General features: G+C 62.6%; 13 protein-coding genes and 1 pseudogene. 3 read left to right on the top strand and 11 right to left on the bottom strand.

Translation table 11 applies throughout. The annotated features are described in order from the left end of the window. Positions 1–102: 102 nt before the first annotated feature. On the bottom strand, positions 103–2,232 hold the full coding sequence (acpA, locus tag RMET_RS24685) for an acid phosphatase (protein WP_011519236.1): 2,130 nt from the start codon (positions 2,230–2,232) through the stop codon (positions 103–105). Between the two features lie 239 nt (positions 2,233–2,471). On the opposite strand from acpA, the gene RMET_RS24680 reads away from it, so the two are divergent. Further along, complete coding sequence (locus RMET_RS24680) at positions 2,472–3,839, top strand: cytochrome-c peroxidase (RefSeq protein WP_011519235.1); 1,368 nt, start codon at positions 2,472–2,474, stop codon at positions 3,837–3,839. 36 nt (positions 3,840–3,875) lie between these two features. Here the strand turns inward: RMET_RS24680 and RMET_RS24675 are convergent, their stop codons facing one another. Together RMET_RS24675 and RMET_RS24670 are read right to left on the bottom strand one after the other, a co-directional pair. Further along, entirely contained in the window at positions 3,876–4,109 is a 234-nt protein-coding gene (locus RMET_RS24675) for a hypothetical protein (protein WP_029306363.1), read from the bottom strand. 336 nt (positions 4,110–4,445) lie between these two features. Beyond that, positions 4,446–5,051, bottom strand: coding sequence for a helix-turn-helix domain-containing protein (locus tag RMET_RS24670; RefSeq protein ID WP_029310158.1), 606 nt, complete (start codon positions 5,049–5,051; stop codon positions 4,446–4,448). A gap of 99 nt (positions 5,052–5,150) precedes the next feature. Here RMET_RS24670 and kbl point away from each other — a divergent pair, with 99 nt between their 5' ends. Together kbl and RMET_RS24660 are read left to right on the top strand one after the other, a co-directional pair. Then, positions 5,151–6,353, top strand: coding sequence for a glycine C-acetyltransferase (gene kbl, locus RMET_RS24665; RefSeq protein ID WP_011519232.1), 1,203 nt, complete (start codon positions 5,151–5,153; stop codon positions 6,351–6,353). Beyond that, on the top strand, positions 6,350–7,351 hold the full coding sequence (locus RMET_RS24660; RefSeq protein ID WP_011519231.1) for an NAD-dependent epimerase/dehydratase family protein: 1,002 nt from the start codon (positions 6,350–6,352) through the stop codon (positions 7,349–7,351). The genes kbl and RMET_RS24660 overlap by 4 nt, the downstream gene beginning before the upstream one ends. 17 nt (positions 7,352–7,368) lie before the next feature. Here the strand turns inward: RMET_RS24660 and RMET_RS24655 are convergent, their stop codons facing one another. The 8 genes and pseudogenes from RMET_RS24655 to RMET_RS24635 all read right to left on the bottom strand — a co-directional run bounded on the left by RMET_RS24655 (position 7,369) and on the right by RMET_RS24635 (position 18,278). Beyond that, on the bottom strand, positions 7,369–7,992 hold the full coding sequence (locus RMET_RS24655; protein ID WP_011519230.1) for a hypothetical protein: 624 nt from the start codon (positions 7,990–7,992) through the stop codon (positions 7,369–7,371). 539 nt (positions 7,993–8,531) lie between these two features. Continuing rightward, entirely contained in the window at positions 8,532–8,798 is a 267-nt protein-coding gene (locus tag RMET_RS24650; RefSeq protein ID WP_011519228.1) for a PAAR domain-containing protein, read from the bottom strand. Between the two features lie 31 nt (positions 8,799–8,829). Next, positions 8,830–9,177, bottom strand: a complete 348-nt coding sequence (locus tag RMET_RS24645) for a hypothetical protein (protein WP_049799807.1) — start codon at positions 9,175–9,177, stop codon at positions 8,830–8,832. A 98-nt stretch (positions 9,178–9,275) separates the two neighbouring features. Further along, positions 9,276–9,809, bottom strand: coding sequence for a hypothetical protein (locus RMET_RS32840; RefSeq protein WP_011519226.1), 534 nt, complete (start codon positions 9,807–9,809; stop codon positions 9,276–9,278). Next, positions 9,742–10,269 (bottom strand): annotated as a pseudogene (locus tag RMET_RS34565) (RHS repeat-associated core domain-containing protein); the annotation flags it as partial. The gene RMET_RS32840 and the pseudogene RMET_RS34565, both read right to left, overlap by 68 nt. An 82-nt stretch (positions 10,270–10,351) precedes the next feature. Continuing rightward, on the bottom strand, positions 10,352–10,600 hold the full coding sequence (locus RMET_RS33735; protein ID WP_152560267.1) for a hypothetical protein: 249 nt from the start codon (positions 10,598–10,600) through the stop codon (positions 10,352–10,354). An 11-nt stretch (positions 10,601–10,611) separates the two neighbouring features. Beyond that, positions 10,612–15,492 (bottom strand): RHS repeat-associated core domain-containing protein, encoded by a 4,881-nt coding sequence (locus tag RMET_RS24640; RefSeq protein ID WP_011519225.1) that lies wholly within the window; start codon positions 15,490–15,492, stop codon positions 10,612–10,614. A 50-nt stretch (positions 15,493–15,542) separates the two neighbouring features. Further along, the gene (locus RMET_RS24635) at positions 15,543–18,278 is read right to left on the bottom strand and encodes a type VI secretion system Vgr family protein (protein ID WP_011519224.1); all 2,736 of its coding nucleotides are present in this window, start codon (positions 18,276–18,278) and stop codon (positions 15,543–15,545) included. Between the last annotated feature and the right edge of the window lie 96 nt (positions 18,279–18,374).

The following is an 18,374-nucleotide window of genomic DNA, read 5'->3' as shown; positions in this document are numbered from 1 at the left end:
AAAAGGGGCGCGACCGGACTTTCGACCATCCAATAGACAAGGGGGCGGCCCCTCGTGGAGCCGCCCCCTTTTCAGCGCGAAGGCAATGCCTTCGCGCCCTGCTTACTGCGCCGGGAATGTCAGCGCATTGGTCAGGTCGCCCATCGCCGGCTTGCCGTTTGCGATCAGCGAATCGTCACGCAGCTTCAGGCCAGGCAGCGTCGGCAGCGCGAAGCGGTGCGTGATGAAACGCAGCACCGAAGCGGTGTCGTATTGCGTGTGATCGACGAAGCCGCGCTTGGCGAACGGCGAGATCACGATGGCAGGGATACGGGTACCCGGGCCCCAGCGGTCGGCCTTAGGCACCGGTGCGTGGTCATAGAAGCCACCGTTCTCGTCGTACGTCACCACGATCAGCATGTTGTTCCACTGCGGGCTCTTCTGAAGCTGGGCGATCACGTTGGCGATGTGGGCATCGCCGTCGGTCACGTTGGCATAGCCGGCGTGCTGGTTCAGGTTGCCTTGCGGCTTGTAGAACGAGACGGCCGGCAGCTTGCCCGCTGCCGCATCAGCCAGGAACGACGAGTCGTAGTCCTTCAGGTGAGCCGCGCGATAGTCTGCGTGATCGATCGGGCTGAAGGCCGAGTAGTAGTTGAACGGCTGGTGGTGCGGCTGGAAGTTCGGCGTGGTGTTGTTGTAAATCAGCGCGCTATTGGCGGTCACGGCGCTCCATGCGCCCGAGTACCAGGCCCAGCTGATGCCGCGGCGGTCCAGCAGCGAGGCGATCGTGTCCTGGGTCTGGGCAGGCAGCGTGGTGGCCTTGGTCGGGTCGGCCAGCAGCTTGGTCGAGTCCGTCGACGCAGGTGCGTTGCCGCTCGGCTGGTACGGCGGCTGCATCGTGTTGACCGCGTAGTAGACGCCGGTGCCGTCCTTGGCGGTCAGCGTGCTGTCGTTCACGTACTGGGCGGTGCCGGTCTGGATGCTGGCGGGGCTCGTGGGCTTGAGCGACAGGCTCTTGAAGTTGCCGTTGGCGTCCGTGTCGACGACCGAAATCGAACCCGAGGCCACCGAGGTTTCGGCATTCGGGTAGACCGGCGCGCAGGCGCAGACCAGGTACTGGTGGTTCAGGAACGAGCCGCCGAACGCGCCCATGAAGAAGTTGTCGGCCAGCGTGTACTGCTGGGCGAGCTTCCACATCGACATGGCGCTGCCGTCGTAGTAGCCCATGACCAGGCCGCCGGCGTCGGAGAACGCCGTGAACTTGTCGTTCTTGCCGCCGTTGATCTGCATCTGGTTGTTATAGAAGCGGTGCACCAGGTCACGCGTGATCACGTTCTGGCCCACCACCACGCCCGTGCCGTTCACGCCGGCCGGGTCGTCGATACGGAACGGCTTGTTGGCCCAGCCCACGGTGCTGGCCTGCGGGAGCGTGACAGTCTGGCCGCTGGCGGTGAAGCCGCCCCAGGTCGGGGGCAGCGAGGCCAGCGTCGAGCCGTCAAAGTCCTTCTGCGGTTCCACGGTACCCACGGCCGTCGGGTTCACGCCTGGAATGCCGTTGGCGCCGGGGAACAGGCCGTAGAGGTTGTCGAAGCCGCGGTTCTCGGCGTAGATCACCACGACGTTCTTGATGTTCTGCAGCGCGACGCGCTTGGTCACGCCATCACGGATCGCGGTGCCGATGTCGCCGCCCGATGCCACGGCCGTGGCGATCAGGTCGATCGCCTGCTCGATCTCGGCCTGCAGCGTGGCCTTGATGTTGCTGTCGGTTTCCTTATTGTGGTCTTCCAGCAGTTTGTCGGCGGTGACGCCCAGGCGGGTAGCCAGTTGATTGCGTGCGTCGTCGAGCTTGCCGCCGTTGCTGTCCATCAGCGCGGCCAGTTCGGTCGAGATTGCGCTCACCACGGCATTGGCGCCGGCCGGGGCGCGGAACACGAGCTTGCGCGTCACGGCGTTGTGGGCGCCCGTGTCGTCGTTGCGGAAGGCATCCGTGCCGATCTCGGCCACCACGGCGCCCTGGCCCGTCAGCGTGAAAGCGCCCTTGGCATCGGTATAGGTCGATGCTTCGCCGCTATCGCACTGGGCGTTGGCGTTGGCGTCGATACAGACTTTCGCGTGCTCGAAGTAGCTGCCAGTCACAACGCCGGAGGTGGTGGCGGCGGGGGTGCTGGCGGTGCCGGAATCGCTGCCACCGCAGGCGGTCAGCGATGCGGCGGCGATTGCGGCCAATGGCCACAGACGAGTGAGACGGCTCATGGTTTTCCTCTTTCTTATGTGTGGGTATTCAATGCTTGGAAAGCAGAGGGGTACTACTGGGTGCGCCGCGAGTGTGTATGCGGTATGTGTCAAGTTGATGATGAGGCGGAAACCGGCGGTGGCGGCCGCCGCGAGTGGGGTGCCTGATGTCATTTCGATGACCTGACACGTGTGTGTCACGGATGTGACGTAGCCTCGCTGCGCCACTCAACCCTCATCCTTGCCGTCATCGTTCCGTCATGACCCTGCCGCCGCTGCTTTGGAATGCCGCGTTTCCCTCGCCGATCACGTGGCTGCGTGCCGCAGGCGGTCTGTTGATCGCGCTTCTGGTCAGCCTGACCTCGGGCTGCGGCAAGCAGGAGGCGGCTGCGGGCACGCCGGCCGCCGCAGCGCAACCGGTGGCAGTCGTCAGCACGGCAAGCGCGCCGAAGCCCGCAAGTCCGAAGCCGTTCTACGCAATGATGGCCGAGCGTCGGCCCAACATCCCGGCCCTGACGGCTCTCGGCAAGACGCTCTTCTTCGATCCGGCGCTCTCGGCGTCGGGCAAGCAGTCGTGCGCGAGTTGCCATAGCCCCGATCACGCCTATGGGCCGCCGAATGATCTGTCCGTGCAACTCGGCGGCGTTGACATGAGCCGCACGGGCGTGCGTGCCGCGCCGTCACTGCGTTACGTGCAGAACGTGCCGGCCTATACCGACCACTATCACGAGAACGACGGCAACGACGCCGAGGATCAGGGTCCGACCGGTGGGCACAACTGGGATGGTCGCGCGAACTCCGCGCACGAGCAGGCGCGCATCCCGTTGCTGTCGCCGCACGAGATGGCCAATGGCGAGCCGCGCGTGGTGGTCGAGAAGATCCGGAAGGGGCCCCATGCCGAGACTTTCCGCAAGGTGCTGGGGCAGGATGTGCTTGACGATGACGATACCGCGTTCAATGCAGTGCTGATGGCCCTGGAGGTATTCCAGGAGACGCCGTCGGAGTTCTATCCCTATACCAGCAAGTACGACGCCGTGCTGCGCGGGCAGGCAAAGCTGACCCCCCAGGAGGCACGCGGCCTGCGCGTCTTCAACGATCCGAACAAGGGCAACTGCGCCGCGTGCCATCCGGGCGATATTCGCGAGGGCGCATTCCCGGCTTTCTCGGATTTCGGATTCATCGCCGTGGGTGCGCCACGCAATCGCAAGCTTGCCGGCAATGCCGATCCAGAATTCCACGATTTGGGGCTCTGCGGCCCGGATCGCACCGATCTCAAGGATCGTGCCGACTATTGCGGCCTGTTCCGGACGCCGTCACTGCGCAACGTTGCACTGCGTCATGCGTTTTTCCACAATGGTGTATTCCATTCTCTGGACGAGGTGCTGCACTTCTACGCCGAACGCGATGTGAAGCCGCAGAAGTGGTACCCGCGCGGCAAGGACGGCAAGGTGTGGAAGTTCGATGACCTGCCCGAGCCCTATCAGGCCAACGTCAACATGGAAGCCCCGTTCGGCGGCAAGCCTGGCGACAAGCCCTTGATGACCGAAGGGGAAATGCGCGACGTGATCGCGTTTCTGAATACGTTGACGGATGGATACAAGGTGCCGGCAGCAGCGTCGGTGCGATGATGCCGGCCCAGGTACCCGGGGGCTGCGGTTGAAGCGTTAGTTCAGACGCCCTACGGCTTTGAGCATCGACATGCCGTGCGCGGTGATTTGCGGGCAGGCAATCCGCCCGCTATCGTCCTGGATGGACTCCAGCACGACGAGCCGTTGGGCGATCAGGGCGTCAAGATCCACGGGATCGATTTCCCGTGCGTGGGTCGCGGCGGTGTCGTCGCGGGTGTGGGGGCCATTGCCGATCAGCATCAGCGTGGCCAATTCATGTGGACTCAGCACAGTCATCTCCTTGGCGAGAGGGGAGCGGTTGCTGGGGACTCGGGGGCGCATCTGCAGTGCACGCCCTCGGCGGGATGTTGAGCCATCTTCACGAACCGTTCACGCTGCATCGCATCGTGATGGCCGGTCGACAGTCAAGGGGTTGGACGGGACCGCCGGCTACGGGTTCCGGCCGATACACGACGGATACATGTCAAAACGTTTCAGCGGGTACTCATGTGATACGCGCTTGTCGAGTGCCCACCAGGCGCGTATCCGTCGCATGCGGATGATCATACGGCCGATCAAAAAACCTCAGCCGGCGCAGGGACATACGTGGCGGGCGCGATGTCCGGATCAGGTCCCCGGATGAACTACGACCAGCAAGGCCGTTGCCACGCTTTTGCCCGGATTACCAATGGCATGCGCCACATCCGCGCCGTAGCGTGCGGTATCGCCGTGCTTCAGCTTCTTCTCGTCGCCACCTGACCGGACGGTCATCGACCCGGTCAGCACCGACAGATGCTCCTGCGTGCCTGCTTCATGTGGCTCCGACGCCAGCACGCCGCCCGGCTGGATCGACAGCTCATACCATTCGAAGCGCCCCGCCATGTCGATCGGACCAAGGATGCGTAGCTCGCAGCGGGTATCGGGGCTCTTGAGCGCCGGTGTGGCATGGGGTGGCACCACGGTGATGGCGGGCGCCTGTGGCGCTGCAGTCCCTTGTGCCAGGAAGTCCGTCAGGCTGACGCCGAGCGCGTTGGCCAGCCGCCACAGCACCGCCACGGTCGGGTTCGCCAGGTTCCGTTCGATCTGCGAAAGCATAGACTTGGAGACACCGGCGCGGCGCGACAGCTCGTCCAGGGACAGTTGCTGGCTCTGCCGAAGCGCCTGCAGCGCGCTGCCTACGGCTGGCGGCCCCTCGGCCGTCATCGGCGTTTTGGAGGGGGAGGGTTGCGACATCGTCATCTGTTCGTTATAGTGCACGACATGTTCGTTATATAGAACACGTTCGATTTATCGAATTGAGCGTTCCGAGACACTACCACCGGGAGTCTGGCCATGTCGAGTGCCGAGGCCTTTTATGCATCCATCCGCGCGGAGCTGGATTCGATCCGCGCCGCGGGCCTGTACAAGCGCGAGCGCGTCATCGCCACGCCGCAGGGCGCCAAGATCCGCACGGCGGACGGTCGCGAGGTGATCAACCTGTGCGCCAACAACTACCTTGGGCTGTCGTCGCACCCCAAGGTCATCGAAGCCGCGCACGAGGCGCTGCGCACGCATGGCTATGGGCTGTCGTCGGTACGCTTTATCTGCGGCACGCAGGATCTGCACAAGGAACTGGAGGGGCGTCTGGCCCGGTTCCTGGGCACCGAGGACACCATCCTCTATGGCTCGGCCTTCGATGCGAACGGTGGGCTGTTCGAGACCATCCTCGGCCCCGAAGACGCCGTGATCAGTGATGAACTGAACCACGCGTCGATCATCGACGGCATCCGCCTGTCCAAGGCGCGACGCCTTCGCTACCGGCACAACGATCTGGACGACCTGCGCGCCCAATTGCGGCAGGCCGATGCGGATGGCGCACGCTTCAAGCTCGTCTTTAGCGATGGCGTGTTCTCGATGGACGGCACCGTTGCGCGGCTGGACGAGATCCGGAAGATCTGCGACGAGCATGGCGCGCTGCTCGGCATTGACGAATGCCACGCCACGGGCTTCATGGGCGCGCGTGGGCGAGGCACGCACGAGGCGCGCGGGGTGTTCGGCAAGATCGACATCATCACGGGCACGCTGGGCAAGGCGCTCGGTGGCGCATCGGGCGGCTTTACCTCCGGGCGCAAGGAAGTCGTCGAGCTCTTGCGCCAGCGTTCCCGACCCTATCTTTTTTCGAATACCGTGGCGCCGGCCATCGTTGGCGGCAGCATTGCCGTGCTCGATATCCTGGAAGGCAGTACCGAGCTGCGGGACCGGCTGGAGCAGAACACCCAGTTCTTCCGCGAAGGCATCGCGAAGCTTGGCTTCGACATCAAGCCCGGCGACCATCCGATCGTGCCGATTATGGTCTATGACGCCGAAAAGGCGCAGCAGCTGGCTGACAGACTGCTGGAACTCGGTGTGTACGTAGTCGGTTTCTTCTATCCCGTGGTCCCGAAGGGACAGGCACGTATCCGCGTGCAGATGAGCGCTGTGCACGATGCGGTGACGCTGCAGTCCGCTCTTGATGCCTTCGGCCAGGCAGGCCGTGAATTGGGGCTGATTCGATGACAGCCGCCACAACAGCCGTGCCGAAAATCCTGATCATTGGCGCAAACGGGCAACTTGGATCGGAGCTGGCTCTGGCATTGGCGGAACGTCATGGGCGTGAGCAGGTGGTGACGTCGGACGTGGTACCGACCGGCCGCCACGTCCATATCGCGCACGAGATGCTTAACGTGACGGATCGCGGTGAACTGACGACTGTGATCGAGCGGCACGGCATCACGCAGATTTATCTGCTGGCGGCCGCGCTGTCGGCGACGGGGGAGAAGGCGCCCCAATGGGCCTGGAACCTGAACATGACAGGCCTGCTGAACGTGCTGGAAGCCGCGCGGCACCATGGCATTGAGCGGGTGTTCTGGCCCAGTTCGATTGCCGCGTTTGGGCCCACCACGCCGAGCATCGACACGCCGCAGAAGACGGTCATGGAACCGACCACCGTGTACGGCATCTCGAAACAGGCTGGGGAAGGTTGGTGTCGCTGGTACTTCGAGAACCATGGCGTCGACGTTCGCAGCGTGCGGTATCCCGGGCTGATCTCGCACAAGACCCCGCCGGGCGGCGGCACGACCGACTATGCCGTCGACATCTTCCACCATGCCGTACGCAGTGAGCCCTACACCTGCTTCTTGAAGGAAGACGAACGGCTACCGATGATGTACATGCCCGATGCCATCCGGGCCACGCTGGAACTGATGGAGGCGCCACGCGAACAGGTGCGCGAACGTGGCAGCTACAACCTGGCCGCAGTGAGTTTCACGCCGGCCGAAATCGCGGCGGCGATCCGGCTACGCGTGCCTGAATTTGAAGTCCACTACGCGCCTGACTACCGGCAGGCGATTGCACAGGGCTGGCCCGATTCGATCGACGACAGCGCGGCGCGTGCGGACTGGGGCTGGCAGCCACGGTTCGGCCTGCAGGAGATGGTCGACGACATGCTCGACAATCTGCGCAAGAGCTTCGCCGTCGAGCTGGCCCCCGTAGCCCCGGTAGCGACAGCGGTTTGAAGCCGCCGTCGCAGGGGTCAACGCATACCGGTGGCGTCGGCGAACGATGAGAGTGTCCAGCCCTGGCCCAGCAGGATCATGCGAGTGTGCAGATCGGCTTGCACGGTCTCGCTGACGGACTCGCCGAGATAGGTCATCGACTTGTCGCGTAGATCCACGTAGCCGCGGGTGTGACGCCTGGCCAGCGTCCCCCACAAGGCATTGGCGCCGGCAGACTGCCGCGCGCCGCTGATCAGGCAGAGACCGCCGTCCAGCGCCCAGCCGTAGATGGACGTGGCCAGGCCGCAGCGCTGATAGGCCGGACCGAGCTTTGTGTGGGGCGCGCGTACCAGACGGTCCGTGCGTCGGCTGACCTCGATCAGACGGTTGAACACCGTATAGCCGGCGATGCGTCCATATCGTGTGTCTTCGACGTACACGTAATACTCGCCATCGGCTTCGCGATAACGCAGGCGCACGCCCGGCAGTGCGGTTGGCACCGCCGGCATATCGTGCAGCTTGTCACCTGGCTGGCGGATGCGGTCATGCAGCGTGTCGAGTTCGCGCTCCACTTCGCCGGGCGACAAACTGACGTCGATGCGCAGTTCGAGTATGCGTGCCAGTACCTGCCCCCAGGAGGGCATTGCAAGCGTGAGTGTCATGAGGCGCCTCTTCCGTCAGCTATTGATCAGGACGTAGAGCGCGGCGACGGCCACGATGGCGCAGATGGTCTTTCGGTAGATGGGGGTCATGGCTTTCTCCAGGATGCACGATGAATTGCGGCGCCAGGGGTGGCGTCCAAATGCAAAGTGCCGTGCGGGAAAGCTCAGGTCCGGATGCCGGTGTCCCGAGTTGCCCGCACGGCCAGGAAAAGCACGGCGCGCGGGACCGGGGCGGTCAGGTGTGTGGCGGCAATGCCAGCCTGCATTCCACGGGCGCACGCAGTCCTGCCATGCGTAGCACGGCGGGAAACTGTGGCGAGGCGCTGGAAGCGGGACATTGGCTTTCTATTCGGGGGCGCTCGACTGGTAGTCAGCCGGCGTCAGGCGTTATGGGGCAATGGGTCTTATGCCATATTGCCCGGGGAAAGTCCAGCCCGGTTGCCCGGTGCTGCTTGCGATCTGCGGATGGTTCTTGGCGCGGACCCGGTCGAGGATGGCTCACTGTGGGGACCAATATCGACGATATCTGACGCGCGAGGTCACTTGCGAATCGTGGCATCCGTGCTCAGCGCAATCAGCGTGCAGCCGCACGCGGTCCGGTGTCCGTGCAGGGCAATCGCCTTGCCGTTGTCTGTCAGCATGTCGGAGCCTTCGATGATTGGATTGATGCCATGACCAGGTAGCGGGCAGGACACGAGGTCGCCCACCCGCGCAGCCTTGCGTCCCATGACGATCATGGTATCCGAGCCTGTGAGGATGACGCCGCCGTGAGTTGTGGCGTCGCCGACGAAAGCAATAGAGGTCATGGAATTACCTTTGTAAGTGCGAGGTCATTGTTCAGGCACGGAGGGTGCCGAAGACTACGATCGTCCCGTCCGGACTGGCTTCTAGATGGACACACCGTCCGCTGATCTCGTAGCCACGCCCATTGACGGCATGCATGTAGGACAGCACACCTCCACCGGCGAAATGTAGTGTGTGGGACACCGTGTCGTACACATGGGCGATGTCGTGTCGCTCAACCTGGGACACGTCCGCAATGGTGAGCATGCGTATCGACGGCACGTTGCCTTCAATATTGCCGTTTGGCAACCGGCGAACCGACAGGCCGTCCCCGGTCGGCATCGTATAGCCGCCGTCGATGTAGCTACCGTGATCAGGTGGGGCTTTGGGCGCCTGGTTCATTGGGGTAGCGGAAAATTTCGAGAGTAATGTCAGCCACGAACCGTAAAACGTACCGACACTGGGCCACAGTGTCGATGCATCTCTTGGCACAGGCCGGTTCATTGTTCCCATTCGATGACATCGACTAACGTGTCACCATTAATCTCAAAGTAATCCAGACTTATCGCTTTCTCCATGCCAACATCTATGAATATTAGGTCATTGATAATCTTGGGACCGAATCGAAACTCCTTGTTTATCATCCACGATTCGGCAATCCGTAATGCACCACAATATCTCCAGTCCTCGTCAATGAAAATGTAGGCGCCACCCTTGTATGTTTTGCTTATGGTTTCCAGAACCTCCTGTATCTCATGCGGAGAAATACGTCTCCTAAATTCCAGAAGTGCTGTTCTACGCGAATTAAATTCGACAAGTAAACTGTCAGTTTCCTCCAGTGAAATGAGGTTTTTATGATCGCTAGAGGGGCAAATTTCGGCGACCTTATGAAGATGACTGCTGATAATTTTCCTCCCGTTCGCACGTCTATAAAGCAGTGCTTTCCGGTACGCAGAAGTATCAGAATTATTCATAGCACCTTCTGTAGGACGCTTTGCCTTTTGGATTTGCGATTTTTGGTCTTCCGTAGTCATTCATCCTGGTTTCTCCGGAAATAGGATCGACCTTTACTTTACCTGCTTCCCAGTGGGGATCATCCATGTGGCTTATGTCCATCGTTTGCTGCTGGACTGTGGCCTGCACCATTCCTCCCCCCGATCGCGGAACCTCATACCTGTACTCCCGACCAGAACTGTTTTTCGATTAACTGATACGTTGCTGGCTTGTGGGAATTCCGGCTTGACGCATCGCCTCACGACGAGCGGCGGGAGATGAGAGAGCAGTTTGACATTTGAGCCCTAAAGGATCAATCCACCCCACCGGATTCGGCGCATACGCATAAACATTGATCCCACCCGCCAACCCAATAGGATCTTTGGAAATGAACCGCCCACTGCTCGGATCGTAATACCGGTGCCGGTTGTAGTGCAGCCCCGTCTCGACATCATGGTACTGCCCCTGGAACCGGATGGCGTTGGTGGCCTCGGTCGGGTCTGTCTGTCCATAGTGACAAAGTTCCCATCACCACGCCGCCATGGTCGGTCAGATCGCCGGCTCGAATGATTTCTCCCAGAATTTATTCGCTCCCTGACAAGGGTTTTAGTTGCTCTTTCAAAAAAAGCCTCAACTCCGTTTCTGATAGCTCAAACTCCGGTCCCGCATCCATTCCTTGTAGAAAATTTACTACGTGATTTAAATCTGGATCGTCAAAATCGAAATCTAAATAAAACTCATGTGCATAACGAGCAATTTTATACGGAGAATAACCACTCGAATTGATGATTAAATTTAGACCATCAATAAATTTATCTCTCATATTAGGCAAGATTGTTCTCCTTAGGTGCAGCCTCTTATAACCCTACCGGACGGCGTCGCTTTGCCTTGCTCAATATCGGATTTTGTTGGTGGATAGTGAGGCAATTCCAACACCTCGCCATTATTCATCTTAGGATGAACTCGGTTAACTTCACCAGCGTGGTTATATGTTTCCTCCCATGATCGAACCTGCCCTGTTGCTGGATTCCACTCGGTTACATGTGACCGTCCCCGTGTAGGTCCCTGCGTTAATGCCGGAACTTCTGTGTCGTAATATCTGATTCGACCATCAGGAAATCCTCGCGCGGAGGCGGCATTTCCCTGTGCTTTTTGAAGTGCTCGCAGTTTACGTGCGAGTTTATCCGCAGGACTATCGCATCGCAGCCCAAGCGGATCAACCCACCCCACCGGATTGGGCGCATACGTATAAACATTAATCCCACCCGCCAACCCAACCGGATCTTTGGAAATGAACCGCCCACTACCCGGATCGTAATACCGGTGCCGGTTGTAGTGCAGGCCCGTCTCGACATCATGGTACTGCCCCGGGAACCGGATGGCGTTGGTGGTCTCGGTCGGGTCTGTCGACTTGCGTGGGGTCTTTAGTCCGCCCCAGGCTTTGTACCGGGCGAGCCACACGACCTTGCCCGACTCGTCGACCAGTTCCTGCGGGGTGCCCAGGTGGTCGTTCAGGTAGAAGAGCGTCGCATGCCGGCTCTTGGCCGGCACCTGCACATACCGTCCATCGGTGCCCGTCGCCATGAAGGCTGGTTCCACTAGCGTCTCGTCCAGCCGCGCCAGCGGCACGAAGCTGTCTGGCTCGTGCAGATATAGCGAAGCTCCTTGCCACTGGTGGGATTGCGCCAGCGTGTGCTGGCGCTGCGCCACCGGCACCGAGTGCGCATCTTCGGGATGCTCCCGGATGACCGGGATCGGCTGGTATTCGTGCGGGGTGAACGCTTGCGGCTTTGCCTGGAGGAAGCGTTCCTCCATCAGCAGCACGTCGCCGTCCCACGTAAAGAAGGTGCGCTCAAGGCGGCCGGCCCGCTCGACCGCCTTGAGCGTGCGTCGCCCGAACGCGTCATACAGGAAGCGCACCTGCATGTCGGGTTCGACCCTGGCCGGGAAGGCGTGCAGCACGCCATCCGGGGTGCGCTCGATGCGCTTCAGTGCTTCAGCCGGCGGTGGCGTGGCGTAGCGGTCGGCCCGCTCCAGCCGGTTGGCGGCATCGTACTGGTACAGCCACGTCACGCCGTTGGGCTCGGTGCGCCGCACGAGATTGCCATACGCATCGTGCGCGTAGCGCGTGCGCGAGAGTTCGCGCAGCACGTTGCCCACGCAGCGCGGCAGCGACGCCTCCCAGGCTTTCAGCTTCTCCCTGTCCCGCGAGGTCCGCTCATCCCAGCGCAGCGGCGCATACTTCTCGCCCGGATGCTCGCGCAGCCACGCGGCATCCTCGGCGGCCTCCCGCGCGTGGCGCAGCACCTTGTCCGGCTTGCTCTCGACCTCCGGGCGTGGGGCTACCTTGTCCGGGTCCACCGGATTGCCCGCCGGATCGAAGGCAAACACCTCGGTCAGGTCCGGCGACACGGCCTTGAGCAGACGCCCGACCGGATCGTAGGTGTAGTCGGTCACGCCGCGCGCATGGTCCTGGATGCGCGCGAGATGGCCGGTCTGGCTGTACAGGAACTGGCGCTGGGCGATCCACGCGCCCGGCACGTCGATGTTTCCCTTTCCCTCTCCCGTTCCCGCGTGCACGGCGATCCTGTCCAGCCGCCCGTTGACATCGTAGGCGCGCGTCTGGCGCCAGCCCCGATGCTGGCGGGCGACTTCCCGATGCAGTCCGTCGCGCTCAACATCCAGCAGCGCCTGCCCATCGAGTTGCACGCCGTGCAGATGGCCAGAGCCGTAGCGCAGCCAGTCCACCGTGCGCGTGTTCGGCAGGGTGGTTCGGGTGCGATGGCCCAGCGCGTCGTACTCGTGACGGCTGACCGTGACGTAACCGCTCCCCGCACTCCCATAACGCTGCTGCTCGGCCACCAGGTTGCCGGCGTCGTCGTAGTGCAAGTGCACGGTGCTCACGCCGCTCGTGGCGGTGACCAGCCGCCCTTGCGCGTCGTAATGGAAATGCTCGTCCACGGACGAGCGCAGCCCCTCGGCACGTACGCTACGGCGGGTCAACCGTCCCAGCGGATCGCGCTCGTAGTCCGTGCGCATCTCGCCCTCGACGGTACCGACCAGGCGGCCTGCTGCGTCGTAGGCATACTGCACCGTGCGGTCATCGAAACCGGTTTGCTTCACGAGTTGGCCCACCGCGTCGTAGGTGAAGCGTGTTGCCTCGCCAGCCTCGTTCTGCAGGCGTGCCAGCCGCCATTGCTTGTCGTAGAAGTACCAAAGTTCACGGCCTGCGGCGTCGCGCCGCAGGGTCGGCTGGTGGCGCGCGTTATAGCTGTACTCGGTCACCTGGCCTGCAGCGTCGGTGTAAGCGGTGAGGTTGCCTTCGTGGTCGTAGGTAAAGCGCTCTTCGCTCTTGTCCGGGTGCGTCCGCGTCAGCAACTGCCCGCTGGCGTCATGTCGGTAGCCGGTGCTGTGGCCTTCGGCGTCGATCCGTTGCAGCAGAAAGCCGTTGGCGTCGTACGAATACCGGGTCTCGTGGCCCGAACAGTCCTGTACGCAGGTAAGCCGTCCGCCGTGGTCGTAGGTGAACGTCTGCACGCCCCCCTTTGGGTCGGTGAGCGCGAGCAGCAGTCCCGCGCCGCTCCAGGCGTATTGGGTCATGCGTCCGGCCGGATCGGTCACTGATACCGGGTGGCCCAGTTCGTCGTACGCGGTCTGCGTGACTTCGCCAGTCGGCGCCGTGACCTTGACGGGTAGTCCTGCGGCGTCGTATTCGGTACGCGTCGTGTTGCCCAGTGCATCGGTCACGGCGGTCGCGCGGCCCTGCTCGTCATAGGCAAAGCGCTGCACCTGACCCTCGGCGTTGGTCACGCCCACCACGTTGTTGTGGTCATCCCACTCGAAGCGCTCGCTGCTGCCGTCGGGGTGCTCGACCATCACGATCCGGTTGTGATAGTCATAGCGCTGATAGGTGATGCCGCCGTCCGCATCGGTGACCTTGGTGTACCAATGCTCGCGGTGATATTCGAAGCGCGTGTCCTCGCGTGGGTCGTCCGCGTGTTTGCCAATCCACGTCCGCACGCATTTTGCATCGGCTGGTGCCGGCAGGCCATGCGCGCGCCCAGGCCAGGACCACTCGAGGTGATGCGCGTTGCCGTTGAAATCGGTGTATTGGGTGAGCAGGTGCTGCACGTAGGCAAAGCTACGCGTATGACCCAGCACGTTCTCATGCCGTACGAGGTCGCCGGCCCGGTCATAGCGATAGCGCGCCAGGGTCAGCTGGATATCGCCATTGAGGTCCACCCGGTGGATGGCCGACACCCGGCCTTCGACATAGTCCAGCCGGATGGTGGCCTCGGCCCCGCCGGTCATGCCGATCAAATTGCCGTGGTTGTCATAAGACAGCATCAGCGCCATCCCGTCGCGCCGGCTGCGCGTGGTGAGGCGGTAGCGCGCGCCGTGCAGCGTGTAGGCCTCCGCGGCGCCATCGGGATAGGTGAGCCGCACCTGTCGCCCATCCGGTCGATGCAGGGTCAACTGCTCGCCCGGCACCTCGACCGACTCGCCCAGCTCAACCGCCGGCAGCGGCACCGGACGATTGTCCGGGTCGAAGAAGAGGAACGACCCATCGTCCTGCGGCGCGAGCGACAGGTGATAGGGGCTGCTCCAGCGCGCGCCCAGGGGGCTGTTGTCGTAGGCGCAAAGGCTGGAGCGGTAACGCCGCGTCCACACGATGGGTACGATGCCATCGAGCACGAAATCGGTTTGCGCCAGGTTCTCGTCGCCCATGGCGTAGTTGACCGGCTTGGGACTCGCCGTTACCGGGCAGCCGCAGCCGTCCCTGGCCGGTGTCTTGCCCGGCTTCGCGGGCTTCTGCGTGGTATCGCGGTGCTCCCCAGGCTTGCGGTGCGGCTCGGTCAATTCGCCTGGCGCAGCCTGGGCGGTGTGTGAGGGTGTCTTGCCACGCGCGCGCCGCGTCTTGATTTCCGCCACGATTTGCGCCGCCATGAACAGCAACGTGCCGGCCTTGGCCGCGTCGCCCAGCGCCGCGCGGATCATTGGCTCGGTATTGCGTTCGAACTCGTCCAGCCACGCCAGAATGGCGGTGCGCTGGCCGGACAGCTTGAGCAGTTCATCAATGCCGTATAACGCCACCTCCTCGGTGGACGGCACCCACGACCAGAAGCCCTTGTTCTTGCGGATCACGCCCATCTGCTCGGCGGCCGATATGGGGTTCTGCACAAAGGTGCGAATCGTGCGGGTCGCCTGTTGCACGCCCTTGATGATGTCCGCTTGCCAGCGCTTGAGGTGTTCGTCCAGATGCGCCATGAACTCGATCACATCACCGCCGGCGGTGGCCCAGAACAGATCCACCAGGACAGCGGTGCTTTGCCCCTTGGCGAAGGCGAGCAACACCTCCTTGACCACGGCGCGCGCAGGGCGGCTCGCATTGCCGGCGGCTGGCACCACCCCGATGGCGTCGATGACGAGAATGCCCCACTCGAACAGATTCCTGGCTGCACTCGGTTGGCTGCACAGCCGGTAGACGTCGGTGCCCACATCCCACAGTGACATGGCATTGCCCACGACGGGAACCATGTACAGGCACTGAATGAAGAGTTCGTGGCTGTGATCGGCCACCGAGTCAATGGCGCCATGGACTAGCGTGGGCGCGGTGACAGGTGCCGGGACAGGACTGAGGACCACGCGCCTGGCCTGGGCATTGTCGTGAACGGCCTGGGGAATCTGACGGGCGGGACTATGAGGCGTCTCGGTGGCGGCCATGGTGACGGGATCGGTGAAGAGAAGTGTTGTCAGGAATGCGTGTGGGCGGGTTACGTCAGTCTCTTTGCCTGAGCAGGCCGGCCTGCGGTCGTTGCCGTGCCAGTGCTGGCGTCTGCTACAGCCTTGTCGAGCGTGGCAACGACCTTCGCAGCCTTGCCGGTTGCGGCGCCAAGCGCGGACTTGGTCAGCGCTGGGCCGGCAACCGATTGCGCCTGACTGGCGGCGGTCGCCATGATTGGCCCGGTGAGGCTTGGCAAACCGTTGTTAGCGCCTGCAGGCATTGGCAGCGCGTTGGCGTTGAACTGAGGCTCCCGCCATTTCCTGGCCCGGCTCTCCAGGTCGCCGGGTTCTTCGAAATAGTGGACTGTGCCGCCGCCACGCGGCACGTTAGCCAGGGTGCCGCGTCCATTGGCATCCAGGGTGCCGTAGCGCGTGGTGCCGTCAGGAAACTGCACCACATAGCTGGCGTTCTTGACTGGCTCACCGTTCGGGTAGGCATGCCAGAGTTGCAGCCCGGTTTGTTTCTGCGTCGGCAACTGCGGCAGCGCCTGATGCCGTCCGGCCGATGGCCCGATGCGCAGCGGGCCATGGCACTGGATGTCACTGGTGCTGCCGATGGTGACCAGGCCCTGTGCCAGCTTGATGTAGGCACCGCCGCACATCAGCGTGAGCGCTTTGTCGGCAACGAGCGTGACAGAGTCGCTGGTGCTGGCAATCGTGACGCCCTTGAGCGCGGTAAGGCTCATCGCATCGCCCTGGGCCTGTACATCGACGGGTCCTGCCCCGGCATAGAATTTCATGCCCTTGGCGCAGGCAAAGAGCGAAACGGCATCGCTGGCGGCCACGGTGTAGTTGCCACCAACAGCCGCGTCGGCATTGCCCCCGGCCGTCGTGAAAAGGTGGCCTGCCGACGAGAACTGCATGTGCCCGCCGCTGGTCAGCGCAAGCCCTTGCGGGGCACTGCCGAGTAGCACCGCCTGCTGCAAGTCCTTGAGCTGGGTCTCCAGCATCGTCTTCTGCGCCTCGCAGTCGGCGACGACCGCTTTCGCCTCGCGTACCGCGTCGGACAGACTTTGCATGCGCGATTGAGCGGCGTGCAATTGCTCTAGCGCGGCGCTCATGTCAAGGACCTGTCCGCCCGCGCTAGCCTGTTTGTCGGCGCTCAGGAACAGTCCCTTGCCGCTGCGCACGGCCCCCCAGGCGTCGGTGCGCAGTTCGAATCCTTCGCCGCGCTTCTCGCGCTTGCCGTTGACGATGTGGCCGAGTGTGAGTTGGCTCTTGCCCGAATGCTCGGTGGAGACCTTGACGTGCTCCTGACCTTCCCAATCTTCTGCTTCGAACTCGTTGTCGCTCTGCGTGCGGAGGACGTTGCGCGACATCCACCGGTCCTGATTGGTGATCAGTTCGGGGTGCTGGCTGGTGTGTTGCGCGCTTAGAATGTATGGCTTGTCGGGGTTGCCGTCACGGAAGGCCACGTCTACGTACGTGCCGTCGATGAGCGGGAAGTGGAAGCCCGTTTGGTTCGCGCCAGCGAACGGCTTGGCGAACCACAGCGGCACGCTTTCGCCGCCGTTGGGCCAGGTGTCGAAATCGAAATCGAAGCGGACGATGTACTGACCCTGCTGCGTCAGGTAGGCGTATTTGTAGTCGCCGGGGGAGGTAATTCTTGCACTTAGCGTGCCGGAAATGCGCGGCCAATTGGCCTCGTCCAGCGGCAGGCGGAAGCGCCGGTCCGAGGGAATGGCCTTGTAGGTGTTGCGATACGCGGCGTCGCGGGCACCGGTGTGAACGACTTCCGTGATGACCTGCCCGTTGGGCGCATCGGGCAACGCCAGGTCGAGGCGCAGGATGCGCGCCGGGCACAGCGCGAGTACATTGCTTTCGCCCGCGTAGACCAGTTGTTCGGCGTACTTCGCCTCATGCCGCAGCAGCGCTTCCCACTTGGCCTCATCAAAGTCCAGATGGTTCGTGCCGAAGACATAGGACTGGCCGTAGGTATTCTCCTTGCGTGCGACGTTGGCGTCGCCGGTGAGCCGCTCCCACGCCTTGTTCTGGTTGTAGTCCGCCACCCGGAACGATTCGGGGATGGTCTTCGCATGGGTCTTGAGCGAGAAGACTGTCTCCTGCCCTGATTCGAGTCCGGCCGTCTCGCGGTACGGCACGATCCGTTGCGGCAGGTAGATGTAGTGGTCGATGTCGTCGCCGAAGACGATCTGCTCCCCGAACTTGCCCGGCGCGAAATAGCAATAGATCCCGTTTTGCTCCATCAGCAGCCGGATATAGTCCCAGTCCGAAAGCTGGTGTTGCATTCGGAAACCAAGCTGCGGATATTTGCGCCGCAGATTGAATGCGAACTGATGGCCCTTGAGGTCGTGGCGGCGCAGGACGGCCTCAATAATCTGCGGGGCGGTCTTCTGCTGGTAGATGCGGCTGGCCTGCGTGAGCCTCAGGCGCGACACTAGCGGCTCGACCACGATCTCGTAGCCACAGAAGTCGCGAGTTTGGCGGGTCTTCGAGAACTCGGAGATCCATCCCGCGAACTTACGGGGTTCGCTGTCATCGCCCGCATGGATGACGAAGGTGGCGTTCCGGTTCAGGTACTCAGCCCGATCCAGATCCACCGGGTGCGTCAGTTGGACGGTGACCCTGTAGGGATCTCCCAGCCGTTCGACGGCTTCGAACGACACGACTGAAAGCTCTGCCGCGCTCGATGCGCCAGGGACCTCCAGAAAATAGACTTGCCTGCCTGCTACCAGCTTCGCAGTGTCATTCCAACCTTCGACCATGTCGATGTCCTTGTCTCAGGAGCGCGCCGGGATGACGGCATCCTGTATCAGGCAATCACAGGCGAGGGGAGGGCCCAGATCGCCTGATCTGGGCGC

The organism is Cupriavidus metallidurans CH34 (assembly GCF_000196015.1).
GTDB classification, from domain to species: domain Bacteria; phylum Pseudomonadota; class Gammaproteobacteria; order Burkholderiales; family Burkholderiaceae; genus Cupriavidus; species Cupriavidus metallidurans.
Note: the sequence above shows the minus strand (reverse complement) of the source record. Positions and strands in the feature narration are given on the sequence as shown.